15 protein-coding genes are annotated in these 17322 nt (G+C 70.4%); 7 read left to right on the top strand and 8 right to left on the bottom strand.

Annotation, left to right across the window (positions count from 1 at the left end; translation table 11 throughout):
- The first annotated feature begins 148 nt into the window (after positions 1-148).
- A complete protein-coding gene (locus KLP28_15435; protein QWC84918.1) occupies positions 149-1558 on the top strand; it encodes a wax ester/triacylglycerol synthase family O-acyltransferase in 1410 nt (469 codons plus the stop codon).
- A 51-nt stretch (positions 1559-1609) separates the two neighbouring features.
- Positions 1610-2425, top strand: a complete 816-nt coding sequence (locus KLP28_15430) for a hypothetical protein (protein ID QWC84917.1) — start codon at positions 1610-1612, stop codon at positions 2423-2425.
- A 57-nt stretch (positions 2426-2482) separates the two neighbouring features.
- On the opposite strand, the gene KLP28_15425 is transcribed toward KLP28_15430, so the two are convergent.
- From KLP28_15425 to KLP28_15415, 3 genes are all read right to left on the bottom strand, one after another.
- Positions 2483-3610, bottom strand: coding sequence for a hemolysin family protein (locus KLP28_15425; protein ID QWC84916.1), 1128 nt, complete (start codon positions 3608-3610; stop codon positions 2483-2485).
- A complete protein-coding gene (locus tag KLP28_15420) occupies positions 3603-5003 on the bottom strand; it encodes a hemolysin family protein (protein ID QWC84915.1) in 1401 nt (466 codons plus the stop codon). The genes KLP28_15425 and KLP28_15420 overlap by 8 nt, the downstream gene beginning before the upstream one ends.
- 116 nt (positions 5004-5119) lie before the next feature.
- Positions 5120-5641: a hypothetical protein gene (locus tag KLP28_15415; GenBank protein ID QWC84914.1), complete on the bottom strand. Its 522-nt coding sequence runs from the start codon at positions 5639-5641 to the stop codon at positions 5120-5122.
- A gap of 101 nt (positions 5642-5742) precedes the next feature.
- Here KLP28_15415 and KLP28_15410 point away from each other — a divergent pair, with 101 nt between their 5' ends.
- Positions 5743-6687 (top strand): hypothetical protein, encoded by a 945-nt coding sequence (locus tag KLP28_15410; GenBank protein ID QWC84913.1) that lies wholly within the window; start codon positions 5743-5745, stop codon positions 6685-6687.
- 20 nt (positions 6688-6707) lie between these two features.
- On the opposite strand, the gene KLP28_15405 is transcribed toward KLP28_15410, so the two are convergent.
- The 4 genes from KLP28_15405 to KLP28_15390 form a co-directional block, all read right to left on the bottom strand.
- Positions 6708-8459, bottom strand: a complete 1752-nt coding sequence (locus KLP28_15405) for an amidohydrolase family protein (protein QWC84912.1) — start codon at positions 8457-8459, stop codon at positions 6708-6710.
- 213 nt (positions 8460-8672) lie between these two features.
- Complete coding sequence (locus tag KLP28_15400) at positions 8673-11543, bottom strand: vitamin B12-dependent ribonucleotide reductase (GenBank protein ID QWC84911.1); 2871 nt, start codon at positions 11541-11543, stop codon at positions 8673-8675.
- Between the two features lie 151 nt (positions 11544-11694).
- Positions 11695-12174, bottom strand: a complete 480-nt coding sequence (nrdR, locus tag KLP28_15395; GenBank protein ID QWC84910.1) for a transcriptional regulator NrdR — start codon at positions 12172-12174, stop codon at positions 11695-11697.
- 459 nt (positions 12175-12633) lie between these two features.
- Positions 12634-13263 (bottom strand): hypothetical protein, encoded by a 630-nt coding sequence (locus KLP28_15390; protein QWC84909.1) that lies wholly within the window; start codon positions 13261-13263, stop codon positions 12634-12636.
- Positions 13264-13486: 223 nt separating this feature from the next.
- On the opposite strand from KLP28_15390, the gene KLP28_15385 reads away from it, so the two are divergent.
- The 3 genes from KLP28_15385 to KLP28_15375 all read left to right on the top strand — a co-directional run bounded on the left by KLP28_15385 (position 13487) and on the right by KLP28_15375 (position 15681).
- Positions 13487-14098, top strand: coding sequence for a hypothetical protein (locus KLP28_15385; GenBank protein ID QWC84908.1), 612 nt, complete (start codon positions 13487-13489; stop codon positions 14096-14098).
- Between the two features lie 412 nt (positions 14099-14510).
- On the top strand, positions 14511-14936 hold the full coding sequence (locus KLP28_15380) for a hypothetical protein (protein ID QWC84907.1): 426 nt from the start codon (positions 14511-14513) through the stop codon (positions 14934-14936).
- A gap of 73 nt (positions 14937-15009) precedes the next feature.
- Positions 15010-15681 carry a lysoplasmalogenase gene (locus tag KLP28_15375; protein QWC84906.1) on the top strand — a complete coding sequence of 224 codons (672 nt, stop codon included), beginning with the start codon at positions 15010-15012 and terminating at the stop codon, positions 15679-15681.
- Between the two features lie 9 nt (positions 15682-15690).
- On the opposite strand, the gene KLP28_15370 is transcribed toward KLP28_15375, so the two are convergent.
- Positions 15691-16101 (bottom strand): LysM peptidoglycan-binding domain-containing protein, encoded by a 411-nt coding sequence (locus KLP28_15370; GenBank protein QWC84905.1) that lies wholly within the window; start codon positions 16099-16101, stop codon positions 15691-15693.
- A 287-nt stretch (positions 16102-16388) separates the two neighbouring features.
- On the opposite strand from KLP28_15370, the gene lexA reads away from it, so the two are divergent.
- Complete coding sequence (lexA, locus tag KLP28_15365) at positions 16389-17141, top strand: transcriptional repressor LexA (GenBank protein ID QWC84904.1); 753 nt, start codon at positions 16389-16391, stop codon at positions 17139-17141.
- Positions 17142-17322 lie beyond the last annotated feature (181 nt).

The raw sequence follows: 17322 nt of genomic DNA, 5'->3' as shown, positions 1-17322 counted from the left end.
TCCCGCACGCGGCCGCAGCTCAGTCCTGCGTCGCTGCCGGTTAGGCCGTGCGCAGCGAGGGGCAGGAACGACGAGACAAGCGTCACTCCGGCGATCATCAGGCTTCCCGGGCGCACGTTCCCGTACCGACTCCTCAGGAGGACCATCCGTGGCCCGCATCGTCGACCCGACCTCAGCCGGCTTCCTCACTGTCGAGAGTCGGTCGCAGCCGATGCACGTCGGCGGGCTGCAGCTGTTCACGCCGCCGGAGGGCGCGGGTCCGGAGTACGTCCGTGAGATGTACGAGTCGGCGCTCGCCGACACCGACGTGGCTCCGCTGTTCAGGAAGCGTCCGCAGCGGGGCGTCGGCACCGCCGGGCAGTGGACGTGGGCCGAGGACGACCAGTTCGACATCGAGCACCACGTACGCCACAGCGCCCTGCCGCGACCCGGTCGCGTCCGTGAGCTGCTCGAGCTGTGCTCGCGACTGCACTCGACCCGCATGGCGCACGAGCGGCCCCTGTGGGAGGCCCACATCATCGAGGGGCTCGACGACGGGCGCGTCGGCCTGTACACGAAGATGCACCACGCCCTGGTCGACGGTGTCGCGGCGATGCGCCTGACCCAGTCGGTGCTCTCCACCGATCCCACGCAGCGCGGCATGCCCTCGGCGTGGGCGCGCCGACCCGAGACGGACAACCTCGAGTCCGAGCGGGAGGAGCGTGACGCGTCGCTTCTCGAGATCCCGTTGAGCGCATTCCGCACGGCGTACGGCATGGCGGCCGAAGCGGCCGGCATGCCCGCGGCGCTGCTGAAGACGCTGAGCCGCTCGATGCGCAACGAGAACGCACCCGTCGCGCTGTACGCACCCCGCACGATCTTCAACGAGAAGATCACCGGGTCCCGCCGATTCGCGGCACAGGACTGGTCGATGGAACGCCTGAGCGCGGTGCAGCGCGCGGCCTCGGCGACGTTGAACGACGTGGTGCTGGCGATGTGCTCCGGCGCGATCCGCTCCTACCTCCTCGAGCTGGACTCCCTGCCCGACGCCGGACTGGTCGCCATGGTCCCGGTCAGCCTCAAGCTCGACAAGGCGCAGGAGGCCTCGGGGGCCGGCGGCAACGCCGTGGGCCTCGTGATGGCGCAGCTCTCCACCCATCTCGCCGACCCGGTCGACCGGCTCAGTGCCATCAGCAGCTCGATGGACGACGGCAAGGAGGCGATGCGCGCGATGAGCTCGGTGCAGCTGCTCGCCATGAGCGCGCTGGGCATCGCCCCTGCGGTGCTCCCGCCGCTGCTGGGCGTCCACGGGGTGGGGCGTCCGGCGTTCAACCTCATCATCTCCAACGTGCCGGGCCCTCGGCAGACGATGTACTACAACGGCGCCGAGCTCGACGGCCTCTATCCGCTGTCGATCCCGATCCACGGCATGGCGTTGAACATCACCTGCACCAGCTACGTCGACAAGCTCGCGTTCGGGTTGACCGGCTGCCGCCGCACGGTGCCGAGCCTGCAGCGTCTGCTGGGGTTCCTCGACGACGAGCTCAGCGCCCTGGAGAGGGCCCTCGGCGTCGCCTGAGATCCTCGTGGTGGGCAGGCAGTGTGGCCGGCGACGCGAGGGAGGTGTGCCATGAGCTCGTCCCCCGACCCAGGTGCCTCGCGCGCGCAGGCACGACAGGCGCAGCGGGCACAGCGGGGTCGCACCTCGGCGGTGGTCCTGCTGACGCTCGGCTTCCTGCTCGGCGTGATCGTGCTGGCGCCGGGTGAGGGACCGGTCGACGGCGTACGCCGGGTGCTGGGCGTGACTCCCGAGCGGCCGCTTCCCGTGGTCGAGCCCCCGACACGGAGCGGGGCGTACGCGTTCATGCAGACGACGGCCGAGGGCGAGCCGATCGGCTTCGACCCCTGCACGCCGGTGACGGTCCGCATCAACCCGGACCGTGCGCCCCGGGGGTCCGAGCGGCTCGTGGAGTCCGCCGCCTCTCAGCTGTCGCAGGCCTCCGGTGTCGCCCTCGAGCTCGGTGAGGAGACCGACGCCCGCCCCCTGCTGGGCCAGGTCGGCGAGCTGCAGCGTCAGCAGAGCGCGGCACCGCCGGCGGAGCCGGAGATCGTGGTGCTCTGGTCCCGGCCGCGTGAGACACCGACCCTGTCCAGGCGCACCGTGGGCGTCGGTGGCTCCACGGCGTACGCGATCGGGGAGGCCAGGCCCTACTTCCGGCAGGGTGCGGTGGCGCTGGACACCGGTCCGCTGCGGGAGGCGTTGCTGCGCGGCGACGGCGCACGCCGCGTGACCGCGGTGATCATGCACGAGCTGGCCCACGCCCTCGGCCTCGACCACGTGGCCGCCGACGGCGAGCTGATGAACGCCCGCAGCCTCGGCCGGCTGGAGCTCGGCCCCGGGGACCGCACCGGGCTCGCCCTGCTCGGCGCCGTCCCCTGCGCCTGAGGACGCGGCCGAACTGACCCGGTGCTGACCCGGTGCTGACCCGGTGGGGTCCGGTGGTCAGTCGCGCAGCGGGGCAGCCGACGGAGCGAGGGTCGCATCGTCGCCGTCGCCGTCGCCGTCGCCGTCGGCCGCGGCGTGCGCCGCGTCGCGCACCTCGCCGATCAGCTCCTCGAGCAGGTCCTCGAGGGTCACCAACCCCAGCAGCGTCCCGTCGTCGGCCACGACGCGGCCGAGGTGGGCACCCCGGCGTCGCAGCGAGGCCAGGGCCTCGTGCAGCTTGTCGCCGGGACGCACGGTGGCGAGCGGACGCAGCCACTTGTCCTCGATGGGACCGCGGTCGCCGTCGCGCTCGGCGTCGAGCACGTCCTTGATGTGGAGGTAACCGACGAGCTCGGTGTCGCCGCCCGTCGGGGAGGCCGCGCCGGTGACGGGGAACCGCGAGAAGCCGGTGTCGGCGCAGAGCTCCTCGACGTCGTCGACGGAGGCGCCCCGGGCGACCGTCACGACGGTCTCGCGGGGCAGCAGCACGGTGCGTACGTCGCGCTCGGTGAACCCGAGAGCGCCGGCGAGCCGGTCGTACTCGCCGTCGTGGAGCGCGCCCTCCTGGCGGGACTCGTCGACCATCGCCGCGACCTCGTCGCGGGTGAAGGTCGAGGAGACCTCGTCCTTGGGCTCGATGCGCACCATGCGCAGGATCATGTTGGCGACCGCGTTGAGAGTCACCACGATCGGCTTCATCACGTAGACGATCGCCATCATCGGCGGACCGAGCACGAGGGCGGCGCGCTCGGGACCGGCCAGCGCGAGGTTCTTCGGCACCATCTCGCCCAGCACGACGTGCAGGTAGACCACGAGGCCCAGCGCGATCACGAACGAGATCGGGTACACCATGCCCTCGGGCACGCCCACGGCGTCGAAGATCGGCTCGAGCAGGTGCGCGATCGCGGGTTCGCCGATCGCACCGAGCCCCAGGGAGCAGGCGGTGATGCCGAACTGGGCGCCGGCCATCACCAGCGAGACGTTCTCGATGGCCTTCAGGGTCGTACGCGCGGCGCGCGACCCCTCGGCCACACGCGGCTCGATCTGCGTACGCCGTGCCGAGATCAGCGCGAACTCCGCGCCCACGAAGAAGGCGTTCAGGGCCAGCAGCAGGACCGCCAGCGCCACGCCCCACCAGTCACCCACGGGTCCGCTCCCGATCGCTCGCGTGCTCGTCCTCGTCGCTGACCGCCGCCTCGAAGGTCGTCATCGTCAGGCGGTCCACCCGCAGACCGGCCATGCGCTCCACCGTCAGCACCGCCGTCGTGGCCGGCAGCGGGTCGCCGTCCTCGTCGACGAGCACCGGCAGGGCGATCTCGACGGCGTCGCCGGCCTCGGGGATGCGGCCCAGGTGTCGCACGAGCAGACCGGCGACGGTGTCGTACGCCTCGTCCTCGGGCAGCGGCACACCCGTCTCGGCCTCCACCTCGTCGGGGCGCAGGAGACCCGAGAGCGACCACGCGCCGTCCCGGCGCCGCCGGGACCTGCCGCCGATCTCGCGGCGGTCGTGCTCGTCGGTGATCTCGCCGACGATCTCCTCGACCACGTCCTCGAGCGTGACGATGCCCGCGGTGCCGCCGTACTCGTCGACGACCACGGCGACCTGGAAGCCCTCGGTGCGCAGCAGCTGCATCAGCGGGTCCAGCCGCAGCGACTCGGGGATCGTGGCGATGTCGACCATCAGCTCTCGTACCCGCGTGGCACGGCGGCGGTCCCGCGGGACGGCGACCGCGTGCTTGACGTGGATCGCGCCCACGACCTCATCGGCGTCGCCGGTGACGACCGGGAAGCGGGAGAAGCCGGTGACGCGGGCGAGGTCGATGACGGTGGCGGCGGAGTCCTTGACCGTCACCGAGGCCATGCGTACGCGGGGCGTCATGATCTCGCCGGCGGTCCGGTCACCGAACGCGACCGATCGCTGGACGAGGCCCGCGGTGTCCTCGTCGAGGGTGCCCTCGGACGCCGACCTGCGCACGAGGGACGCGAGCTCACCGGCGCTGCGGGCCGAGCGCAGCTCCTCCTGGGGCTCGGCCCCGAGTCGACGGACCAGGGCGTTCGCGGTGCCGTTGAGGACGCGGATGGGACGCGCCATCACCGCCGTGAAGAGGCGCTGGGGCCCCTGGGTGGCGCGGGCGGTCGCGAGGGGGGCGGCGATCGCGATGTTCTTGGGGACCAGCTCGCCGAAGATCATGGTGAGGAACGTCGCCAGCACCAGGCCCACCAGCAGGGCGATGCCGCGCACCGAGCTGTCGGGCACACCGAGCGCGGTCAGCGGCCCCGACAGCAGGCCGGCGAGCGCGGGCTCGGCGAGGAACCCGATGGCGAGGTTCGTGATCGTGATGCCGACCTGCGCGCCGGAGAGCTGGGTGGACAGCTGGCGCAGCGCGGTCTGGACACCGTCGGCGCCCTTGACGTTGTCGTCCACGGCACGGTCGACGGCGTTGCGGTCGACGGTGACGAAGGCGAACTCGGCCGCGACGAAGATGCCGCAGGCCACGATGAGCAGCACGGCTGCGATGAGGGCGATCGCCTCGGTCACGAGACGATCCCGGGTTGGACGGGGTCGGTCATCGGGTGGCGCTCACAGCATGGTCCCCTGGGGTCACGGGCCTACGGTACCGGCTGGCGGGACCTGGTCGGCACCTCACCGGCACCTCACCTGCTCAGGGCGTGGAGCTCCTGCCACCACGACAACCGGTCGGGGCGTCCGTCGTAGGTGTGCCGACGGTTCGCGCCGCTGGATCCCGGCAGCACGAACACCGCGCAACCTGCCCAGTCCCACCCGGTGGGTCCCAGGCCCGGCGCCTGCAGTCCGAGGTGGCGGGCCACGATGCCGCCGACCGTCTTGCTGCTCAGGGCCAGCCAGGTGGGCTGCCACCGAGCCAGGTCCGCCTCCAGCTCCTCGACCGCGTACGCCCGTCCTCTCCCGTCGGCACCGGTGCGCTCGGCCGGGATGTCGGTGAGCCCGAGCCCGAGTCCGGGAAGCAGGTCGTCCTCGTCCGGCGCGAGTCGACGCCCGGTGAAGCCGCTGGTGTGCAGCAGCTCCCAGAAGGCGTTCCCGGGCGTCTCGAAGTAGTGGTCGCGGTGCCGGTGGTCGCCGACTCCGGCGACACCGCAGAACACGACGTCGGCGCGTCGCGGCGGCGGGGGCACCAGGGGCGGGAGCAGGTTGACCATGTCGAGAGCAGTGTGCCCAGGAATCCGCGGACGCCCACGCTCGTTCTGCCTCGTGGGGAGACTGGCTGTGACGAGGTCCGATCACCGGGAGGGGGCGTGGCGTGGGCGAGTGGGAGCTGTCCGAGCCCGAGCGGCGACGCAACGCCCGCGAGCTCGAACGTCTCATGGCCGAGCTCGACGAGGTCGACCGTCGTCACGGCCTCGGGGCGCACCCGGCGACCCTGGGATCCCCGGGCGAGAGCCGCACGAGGCGCGAGCGGCCTGCTCGTGGTCGCTCCGGCCGTGGTCGCTCGAGTCGTACGAGCCGCCGTCGTACGCGGGGCGAGCGGAGTCGTACGGCCCTGATCACGTTCGTCGTGGCCGTCACGATGTTCGGCTTCGTCGTCGTCGACACCGTCGACGTCGGTCTGACCGTGGCGCGCGTGCAGGCCTGGCTGACCGGCGAGCCGGCGCCGCCGCGCGAGGGGCGCGGGTACTCCTTCGCCCAGACCCAGCCCAGTTCCGACGAGCCGGTGGGCTGGAGCCCGTGCGAACCGATCCGCGTCCTCGTCAACAGCGACGGGGCACCAGCGGGCGGCGTACGGATGGTCGAGGAGGCGTTGCAGAAGACGAACGAGGCGAGCGGCCTCGACCTGCAGCTGGTCGGCTCCAGCGACTCCCGAGACTTCTTCGACGCGGGCCGCGACCTGGAGGAGCCGGTGCTGGTCGGCTGGGCGGGCCCCCAGGAGGTCCCGGCGCTGTCCGGCCGCATCGCCGGTCTCGGTGGTGCGGTCAGCGAGGGCGTCCAGGGTGCGCGGCAGTACCTCGTGTCGGGCACGGTGGTGCTCGACAGTCCGCTGTTCCGGACGCTGTCGCGCTCGTCCGGGGGCATGCGGGAGGCGCAGGCGATCGTCGACCACGAGATCGGACACCTCGTCGGGCTCTCGCACGTGCGGGACTCGACCCAGCTGATGAACGCCGAGTCCGGCGCGACCGACTACGGCGCGGGCGACCTGGCCGGTCTCGCGGCGCTGGGCGAGGTGCCCTGCCGGGTGCCGGGCTTCTGACCCGGCGCCCCGGGCGCGGCTCAGCTCGCTCGCAGGAAGCGCCCGTGGCGTCGTGACCCGAGGTCGTCGGTCGGTCGGCCGTGCTCGACGACGGTCTGTCCGGCGACCATGACGCGGCGTACGGCGTCGTCGTTGCGGTTCACTATGCGCGAGAGCCCGTCGTAGGCCGGCACGGTCGCCTCGGCGTAGTCGTCGAGTCGGTCGTCGAGGGCCTGCGGGTCGATGACCACGAGGTCGGCGCGGTCCCCCACGCGCAGGTGGCCGGCCTCGAGGCCGTACCAGTCGGCCAGCTCACCGGTGAGCCGGTGCACCGCCCTCTCTGCGGTCAGGAACGGGACCCCGTCCGCCTCGGCGGTGAGCACGTGCCGCAGGAACCGCAGACCGAAGTTGTAGAAGGCCATGTTGCGCAGGTGCGCGCCCGCGTCGGAGAAGCCGAGCTGCACCGCGTCGCTCGCACCGAGGCGTCGCAGCACCTTCGGGCGGTGGTTCGAGATGGTCGTACGCCAGCGCAGCTTCGTGCCGTGCTCGACGACGAGGTCGAGGTAGGCGTCGACGGGGTGCGCTCCCCCACGCTGCCGACCCACCTCGCCGAACGTCATGCCGATCACGTCGGCGTCGGGGCAGTCGACGATCTCGGCGTCGAAGAGGTCGCGGTGCCACACGCGCATGCTGAACCGCTCGTCGTACTCCTTGCGGAAGCGGGCCCGGTAGTCCTCGTCGGCCAGCAGCGTGCGGCGCTCCACCTGGTCGGCCAGGTGCAGGGCGGCGGCGCCGGCGTTGAGCTCCTCGAAGATGACGAGGTCGATGCCGTCGGCGTACACCTCGAAGGGCACCGGCAGGTGCTGCCACCGGAAGTCGCCCCCGCCGCCGTTGACGGCGCCGGCCAGCAGGGGCATCAGACGCCACAGCAACGGGTTGGCCTTCAGGTCGGCGGCCGAGAGCAGGCTGGTGCGCAGCGGCTCGCCGCCCGAGCGGCGCCACGGCAGCGGGACGGCACCGAGCGTCATGGCGCCGATCGAGACCGGTGAGGCGATGTCGGGCCCGCCCTGCAGGACGCGGCCGGACTCGCGCAGCAGGCGGTTCAGCCCCCGGCGCTCGCGCCGGGACGCGTACGTCGACGGCAGGGTGCGGGAGCGTGCTACGTCGCCGTCGAGCTTGTCGAAGAGCAGCTCCTGCGCGGACATGCCGACGAAACCGGCCTCGAGGGCCGCCGTGAGACGCCGCTCCATGGTGCGCTGCTCGGCAGCGGTGGGGCGTACGCCCTTGCGGGTCGCACGGTCCAGGCCCATGCCGGCGGCGCGCAGGTCGCTGTGCCCGATGAAGGTCGCGACGTTCGGGCCGAGCGGCAGCGTGTCCAGGGCATCGGCGTACTCCGCGGCGGTGCTCCACCCGCCGTGGGTCTCGAGGGCCTTGATGACGTGCTGGCGCGGGATCGCCTCCACACGACCGAAGAGGTCACCGGCAGTCACGGGGTCGACGTGCACCGTGGACAGCGAGCAGGAGCCCACCAGCACGGTGGTGACACCGTGGCGTACGGACTCGGCCAGGCCGGGCTGCTCGAGCACCTCGACGTCGTAGTGGGTGTGGATGTCGACCATGCCCGGTGTGACCCAGCAGCCGTGGGCGTCGACGACGTCGGGACAGCCGTCGGCGTCGAGGTCGATGCCGACCGCCGCCACGTGTCCGTCACGCAGCCCGATGTCGCGGACGGCTGACTCACCCCCGGTGCCGTCGAACCACCGGGCGCCGCGGATCAGCGTGTCGAAGGGCATGCTCCATTGAGGACCGTGACAGCGATGGTGTCAAGGACCGTCGTCGTCGCAGCGGCGGCACCGCCGGACATGAGCCGACATGAGCGGACATGGGCCGACCCGGCCCCGTGGGGACGGGACCGGGTCGGCGGGGGTGCTCCGGCGTCCTGGGAGGGAACGCTTGGGGGTGGAGCACCGGGCGCCCCTGGGAGGGTGGCGCCCGGGTCTAGCGGGTCAGCTGCAACCCGAGGTGGAGCCGCAGCCCTCGCAGACGAAGCACGAGCCGGCGGGGCGCATCTTCGTGCCGCAGGTGAAGCACAGCGGGCTGTCCACGGCCTGGCCGGTGATCTTCTCCATCAGCTCGGCGGAGGTGTGGGCCTCGCTGGTGGCGGTGGCCGGCACCTCGCGCTGGTCGGACCCGGTGGTGTCCTTCGTGACCACCGGGGCGGTCGACGCGACGGGCTCGGTGACCTCGGCGGCGGCGCCGGTCTCCTCGACGATCGGCTCGTACGAACCGGTCTCGAGGTGACGCTGGCGCTCGTCGGCGGAGTAGATGCCCATCATCGACCGCTCGGAGAAGGACAGGTAGTCCAGCGCCAGGCGACGGAAGATGTAGTCCATGATCGACTGCGCCATCCGCACGTCGGGGTCGTCGGTCAGACCGGCCGGCTCGAAGCGCAGGTTGGTGAACTTCTGGATGTAGGTCTCCAGCGGCACGCCGTACTGCAGGCCGATCGAGACTGCGATCGAGAAGGCGTCCATGACGCCGGCCAGGGTCGAGCCCTGCTTGCCCAGCTTGAGGAAGACCTCGCCCAGCTCGCCGTCCTCGTGGGCGCCGGAGGTCATGTAGCCCTCGGCACCGCCCACGGTGAAGCTCGTCGTGCGCGAGGCACGCGACTTCGGGAGCCTCTTGCGGGTCGGCCGGTAGACGACCTTCTCGACGACCTTGACGTCGGCGTCGGACTGCTCGCTCGTGTCGACGTCCTTGGCCTTGGCCTTCGCGTCGGCGAGCGGCTGGCCCACCTTGCAGTTGTCGCGGTAGACGGCGAGGGCCTTCAGGCCGAGCTTCCAGCCCTGGACGTAGACGTCCTGGATCTCCTCGACCGAGGCGTCCTCGGGGAGGTTGACGGTCTTGGAGATCGCTCCGGAGAGGAACGGCTGGCAGGCCGCCATCATGCGCACGTGGCCCATCGGCTTCAGGGCGCGGGCCCCCATCGCGCAGTCGAAGATCTCGTAGTGCTCGGTCTTCAGACCCGGCGCGTCGATGACGTGACCGTTCTCGGCGATGAAGGCGACGATGGCCTCGACGGTCTCCTCTGCGTACCCGAGCTTCTTCAGCGCCCGCGGGATCGTCTGGTTGACGATCTGCATCGACCCGCCGCCCACGAGCTTCTTGAACTTGACCAGCGAGAAGTCCGGCTCGATGCCGGTCGTGTCGCAGTCCATCATGAAGCCGATGGTGCCGGTGGGCGCGAGCACCGACGCCTGGGCGTTGCGGTACCCGTTCTTCTCGCCCAGCTTGACGACCTCGTCCCAGGCCTTGGTCGCGGCCTTGAGCACCGCGGTGTCGGCGACGTGCATCGGGCGCAGGTCGTCGTTGGCGGCCTGGTGCTTGCGCATGACGCGCTTGTGGGCGTCGGCGTTGCGGGCGTAGCCGGCGTACGGACCGACCACGCCGGCGAGCTCCGCGGAGCGCTTGTAGGAGCGCCCGGTCATCAGCGAGGTGATCGAGGCGGCCATGGCGCGGCCGCCGTCGGAGTCGTAGCCGAGACCCATCGCCATGAGCAGGGCGCCGAGGTTGGCGTACCCGATGCCCAGCTGGCGGTAGTCGCGCGTGGTGTCACCGATCGGGTCGGTCGGGAAGTCCGCGAAGCAGATCGAGACGTCCATCGCGGTGATGATCAGCTCGACGGCCTTGCCGAACAGCTCGGCGTCGAAGGTGTTGTCGTCCTTGAGGAACTTCAGCAGGTTCAGCGACGCCAGGTTGCACGAGGAGTTGTCGAGGGACATGTACTCCGAGCACGGGTTCGACGCGGTGATGCGGCCGGTCTCGGGGTTGGTGTGCCAGGCGTTGATGGTGTCGTCGTACTGGATGCCGGGGTCCGCGCAGGCCCAGGCGGCCTCGGAGATCTTGTTCATGAGCTCGCGGGCGTCGACGGTCTCGATGACCTCGCCGTCCATGCGGCCTCGCAGGCCGAACTCGCGGCCCTCCTCCACGGCGCGCATGAACTCGTCGGAGACCCGCACCGAGTTGTTGGCGTTCTGGTACTGCACCGAGGTGATGTCGTTGCCGCCGAGGTCCATGTCGAAGCCGGCGTCGCGCAGGGCGCGGATCTTGTCCTCCTCGCGGGCCTTGGTCTCGACGAACTCGACGATGTCGGGGTGGTCGACGTCGAGGACGACCATCTTGGCCGCGCGTCGGGTGGCACCGCCCGACTTGATGGTGCCGGCGGAGGCGTCGGCGCCGCGCATGAACGACACGGGTCCCGAGGCGGTGCCGCCGGAGGACAGCAGCTCCTTCGAGGAACGGATGCGCGAGAGGTTGAGGCCGGCGCCGGAGCCGCCCTTGAAGATGAAGCCCTCCTCCTTGTACCAGTTCAGGATCGAGTCCATGGAGTCGTCGACCGAGAGGATGAAGCAGGCCGAGACCTGCTGCGGGCTCTGGGTGCCGACGTTGAACCAGACGGGGCTGTTGAACGAGAAGTACTGGTGCACCAGGAGCCAGGTGAGCTCGTGCTCGAAGACCTCGGCGGTCGCCTCGTCGGCGAAGTAGCCGTGCTCGAGACCGGCCGCCGTGTAGGTCTTCACGACGCGGTCGATCAGCTGCTTGAGGCTCCACTCGCGGGCGTCGGTGCCGACGGCGCCGCGGAAGTACTTCGTGGTGACGATGGTCGAGGCGTTGACGGACCAGAAGTCCGGGAACTCGACGTTGCGCTGCTCGAAGACGGCCTCGCCGGTCTTCCAGTTCGTCTGGACGACGTCGCGACGCTCCCAGGTGAGCTCGTCGTAGGGGTGCACGCCCTCGGTCGAGAACACTCGCTCGATGCTCACGCCCTTGGCCTTGCCGCGTCCCCGGTTGCTGCGGCTGCTGACCGTCTCCGTCATGGTCTCCCTCTCGTCGTGCTTCGTTCAGCGGCGCCTCGCGCCGGACTGGTGTGGTGGTGCTCCGGCCGCTTCCGTGCGGCCCTCCCGGTGGTGCTCCTTGCTGGGAGACCCGGCGCGCAGCTTCCCCACCACGCACCGGGTCGACTGTGGGTCAGTCCGCCCCGGAGGGCATGACCGACGCGGGTCGCGACGAGTGCTGCATCGACGCGATCTCCTTCTCGAAGTCCTCGGCGGACTCGAAGGCCTTGTAGACGCTGGCGAACCGCAGGTAGGCCACGGCGTCGAGCTCGCGCAACGGCTCGAGCACGGCCATGCCCACCTCGTGAGCGGCGACCTCGCCGCCTCCGCGGGCCCGCAGCGTGTCCTCGACCTGCTGGCCGAGACGAGCGAGGTCGCCGTCGTCGACGGGACGCCCCTTGCAGGCTTTGCGGGCTCCTGCGACGGCCTTGTCACGGAGGAACGGCTCGGCCGCTCCGCTGCGCTTGCGGACCAGCAGCTGGATCTGCTCGACGGTCGAGAAGCGACGCTCGCACTGCGGGCAGCTGCGGCGACGGCGGATCGCGCCGCCGTCATCAGCAGCCCGGCTGTCGACGACCCGCGTGTCGTCGTGCTGGCAGAACGGACAATGCATCGCGGGCCTCCTTCCGTCGTCTGCTGCGGGTGCTGTGGTCACCTGATCAGTTCACCGGTCACCACCGACACTTCTGGTGACCCAGCCCCTCACACAGGGCCCTCTGTGGAGGAAACTGTGGATGGCCTGGGGAGAAGTCCCGGATCCGTGTGCGTAACTCACCACAACCTGTGGAGAATCACACCTGTGTAACTACTAGATGTTGTGGTGAACCGTACGCACGCACACCAAGCCGTGCAACAGGTCTGGCGCGTCGTCACCGAAAGATTTTCGCGGCGTACGAAGTTGCAGGTCAGAGCACGGGTCGACGACGACGCGCGGCGTGTCGCAGACCACAAGAGGTCGGTACGGGCCCGCACGGGCAGCGTGGCCGGGCGCCGCAGGAACGCCACGAGCGCCGCCCCCTGACAGGGGACGGCGCTCGTCGTACACGCAGCGTGGGGGCGTCTCGCCCGGAGGTCACCAGGCGCCGAAGGGCTCCCCGGTGACCACGTTCTCGCAGCTGATCAGACGATCGCGGGCGTCGCGGCGACCCGCGTACGCCACCGTGTCGATGCCGTTGCCGCAGTCGATCTCGTCCCGCTTGCCGTCGCGGCGCAGCTCGATGATGTCGTGGCCGCCGTTGCCTTCGACCCGGTCGCGTCCGGGGCCGGGGTTGATGACGTCGCCGCCGCCGCCGCCGTAGATCACGTCGTTGCCGCGGCCTCCGTAGATGATGTCCATCCCACCGCCGCCGGAGATGGCGTCGGGGCTCCCCTGGCCGTAGAGGTAGTCGTAGCCGCCGTTGCCCCAGATGAAGTCCAGTCCGTCGCCACCGCGGACGACGTCGTCGCCACGGTCGCCGTAGAGCTTGTCGCGACCGTTCTGGCCCAGGACGGTGTCGTTGCCCGGGCCGCCGTGGATGCTGTCGTCGGCGTTGCGCCCGGCGATCCTGTCGCCACCGGCACGGCCGCCCATGCTGTCGGGGAAGCCGGTGCCGGTGAGGCGATCGTCGCCGGCGGTGCCACGGACGGTGTCGGCGAAGGCAGGCGCCATCACCATGCCGGTGGCGAGTGCGACAGCGCAGGTCACGGAACGGATACGAGACATGCACGCGAGTATGGAGAGCCGACGGCGTCGAGGCCAACCGAGACCGCCTGGTGTGACGAGCCTGACGCGCTGCGGCGGGCACTGGGACCTGCCCTCACTTGACCCGGAATGTCCGTTTCGGTGTGATAGGGCGGGCGCTGCCTGTGGATGACGCGGCCGCCCGACTCACCGCCGGCACTAGCGTGCCGGTGACGCAGACACCCGTGACGACCCGAGGTCCACCGTGAACCTGACCTTCGATGCCGCCTCTGGCCTCCGCACCGCCGCGACCGTCGCCGCGACGACAGTCGCCGCCGTGGTCTTCGCCGGCTGCAGCGGGGAGACGAACAGCCCCACTGGCACGACGACCACGGCAGCGCCCTCGCCGTCCAGCACCGCCACGGCCACGCCCAGCCCCACGCCTTCCCCGACACCGGCGACACCTACCCTGCCTGCAGCTGCTCAGGGGTCGGGCAAGCAGGCCGCCGAGGCGTTTGCCCGCTACTGGGTGGCCACCTTGAACGCCAGTGGCGAACGCCTCGACGGCAGCGCCCTCAGACGTATTTCGGCAGAGACCTGCGGCGCCTGCTTGGGCATCGCCGACTCCATGGACTCAATCCGCGAGCAAGAAGGGTTCTCGGAGGGTGGGACTTGGAAGGTACTGCGCGCGGGCGCTATTCGTTCTGAAGGATTCGTCGAGGTGTCCATGCGAATCGAGTCCGAGCCCCAGAGGTATCAGAACACAACTGGTTCACAAGTCATTCGCGCTCGGAGCAACGAGTTTGGAGTCGTTCTGCGCGCGCAGCGACGCGGGGACACTTGGATTGCCCAGAACCTCATCTTCGTTGACGAGTGAACACATGCTTTCGACCTTCACTCTGGCTGTCGCACTGACGCCTGCGACGCTCAGCGCAGGCGGCATTGATGGCGTCGCCGACAATGGGGCATGGGAACTTAGCGGTAGAGATACTCAAAGCAGCAGTACTGCACCCGCTTCCCGCGAGGACGAAGTGGTCTCGATAGCGGAGGAAAACGATGCACCGTCGGCCTATGCCTGGACTTACGCCTGCACACTGACGTACCCAGGCCCCGTACGAAGCCCGGATTGCGGCATCAATAGTTCCTGCGGCGATCCAGATGAGGTCTTGTGGCGCCTATGGGGCCAACTGCCAGACGGATCTTGGGCCGATCTTGACACTCGTTCGTGCTTTGACGCGGACGCTGACCCGGCCGCCCCCTCAGCTCCCGCAGCGGTCATCACGCCGGCGATGGTGCTCAACGAGATCCGGCGGATCGGCCTGCCCGACCCTGAGCTGACCACCGAGCCACCCGGCAGCACGCTCATCAACCTCGACACTCGGTTCCTCACCACCGACGAGACGTTCACCGCGGACACGACGCTCCTGGGCCGTCCGGTCGCGCTGAGCGCCGTTCCCGTCAGCTACGCGGTGGACCACGGAGACGGCACCTCCGGCACCAGCTCCACGACGGAGGACTCCTCAGGACTCCTGATGCACACGCACACCTACGGTGCGACCGGCCGAGTGAACCCCCAGGTGACCACCGTCTGGGCAGCGTCGTTCTCCGTGGCGGGCGGCCCGGCGACCGACATCGACGAGACCATCACCGTCGTCTCCCCCGCCACCGATCTCTTGGTGCGCTCCTCGACGCCGCGACTGGCGGGCACCGACTGAGGTCAGCTGCGATCAGCCAGAGGTCGTTCGCTGAATGCCCGCCCAGGCCGACGCACGTGACTAGCCTCGCGACGTGAAGCCGTCCCGTAGGCGCGTCGCCGCATACATCGTCGCTTCGACCGTCGACGCCGCCATCGCCGGCGCCGACCGCGGCACATGGCAACCTCGACGCTGGGCGACCAAGCCGCTGCTCATGCCCCTGCTGATGATCGACACCGTCACGGATACGAGCCGCCGCCCCCACGCGCTCACCCTCGCTCAGACGGCGACCTGGGCAGGCGACGTGCTGCTGATGCGCGACAGCGACGACCGGGCTTTCCGTGCCGGGATCGCCTCGTTCGCCGTCGCGCACCTCGCGTACACCGCAGCACTCCTGCCGCACGCTCGCCTCAGCCGATCGGGCCGACGACGCGCTGCCGCGGTCACCGCCGTCTCGGCACTCGGCGCGGTGATGCTGCGTCGCGACGCGACGCGCACCCGGCCTGACCTGGCAAATGCGGTGGCCGCGTACAGCCTCGTCATCGGTGCGATGGGAGCCACGGCGGCCGCCGTGCCCACGGACCGCGCCAGAGGGCGGGCGTTGCGGGCCGGCGCCGTGCTGTTCATGGCTTCGGACTTACTCATCGGCGTGACGACCTTCACGGTGCCGGAGGCGTCTCGGCGCCTCGAGACACTCGTCATGGCGACGTACACCGCAGGTCAGCTCATGCTCGACCGCGGCATCACCGAACTCGCCGAGCGCTGAGGCCGAGGCTCAGCCCAGCGGGACCTCGAGACGCTGACCCACGGCGAGCGAGACCGACGCCAGCGAGTTGAGCCGCTGGATCTCGATCACGGTCGCCTGGGTGTCACCCGGCTCCGCGACCTCTGCAGCGATGTCCCACAAAGTGTCTCCCGAGGAGACGGTCACCGTGCGTGTGGGAAGAACCGAACCGCCCTCGTCGGTCGCTTCGGACCTGCCCGCGGTCAGCACCAGTGCCAGGACCAGCAGCGACAGGAGCGTGAGGGTGACGGCCAGTCGTCCGCGCCGGGTGAGGCTGACGGAGGACGACGTGAGCTGCGGACGGATGCTGTGGGACAGGGGAGACATGGGGTACCTCTCGACGTGGGGAAGGACGGGGCTCACCAGGAGCGCTCGGTCGGCGTTGCGGGCTGTCTCGGTCATGCATCCAGGTGTAGAAGTGACCACTGACAGTTCTGCGTCGCCGACGTACGCAGCCGCTGCACCAGCTGTCGATCGTCGAACACGTGTTCGAACCTAACGACAGGCTTCTACCCCGGTCAAGCCGGATCGAACATGTGTTCGTTCCGTTACCGAGTGCTCGGCGCCGCGACACGCTTCGAACAGGTGTTTGAACCCGGCACCCCGCCGGGTCTAGCGTGCTGCCACACCGTCGAGGTCCCAGACCCACTTCCCCGGGTCGCCAGACGGCCGGCAGAGAGGACACCGCCATGGCCGAGTCACGCGGCAGCACCCGCCACGAGAAGGGCGCGACCGCGCCGACCGTCCGCGAGCTGCCCGACGGTCCGGCGGACGCCACGGGGCTCACGCCGCGACAGCAGCGCGTGCTGACGGTCATCAAGGAGGCCATCGAGCGGCGCGGCTACCCGCCGAGCATGCGCGAGATCGGCGAACAGGTCGGCCTCACGAGCTCCTCCTCGGTGGCGCACCAGCTGCGCACGCTCGAGGAGAAGGGCTTCCTCAAGCGCGACCCCAACCGTCCTCGCGCGATCGAGGTCCTCTCCCCCGACTCGCTGGCCGCGTCCCGCACGCTCGGTTCCGCGGAGGAGACGAGCATCGACGAGACCGGGGTGGGCGACTCGGTGCCTCCCGCGACGTACGTGCCCGTCCTCGGCCGCATCGCTGCCGGCGGGCCGATCCTGGCCGAGGAGCGGGTCGAGGACGTGTTCCCCCTCCCCAAGTCCCTGGTCGGCGACGGCACGCTCTTCCTGCTCGAGGTGTCCGGCGACTCCATGATCGACGCCGCGATCTGCCACGGCGACTACGTCGTGATCCGTCAGCAGCCGACCGCCGACAACGGCGACATGGTCGCGGCGATGATCGACGGCGAGGCCACGGTAAAGACCTTCATGCGGCGCGACGGAGGCGTGTGGCTGCTGCCGCACAACGAGGCGTACGACCCCATCGACGGCACACACGCCACCATCCTCGGCAAGGTCAGCGCGGTCCTTCGCAGGGTCTGAGGTGGCCAGCGCGTGAACGGCCCCTGAAGGTTGGGGCGCACCCGGACGACATGCCCTGAATCGGTCGCGTCCGCCCGCGGCGGGCCGCACACTTGCCTCCACCGTCACATCGACCAGGAGGACCGGTGACCACCGAGCCCGCCCCCACCGCCGAGACATCGGCCCGGCCCTCGCGCCGCAC

The organism is Nocardioidaceae bacterium (assembly GCA_018672315.1).
Classification (GTDB): Bacteria; Actinomycetota; Actinomycetes; order Propionibacteriales; family Nocardioidaceae; genus TYQ2.
The sequence above is the reverse complement of the archived record's forward strand: the minus strand, read 5'-3'. Positions and strand labels throughout refer to the sequence as shown.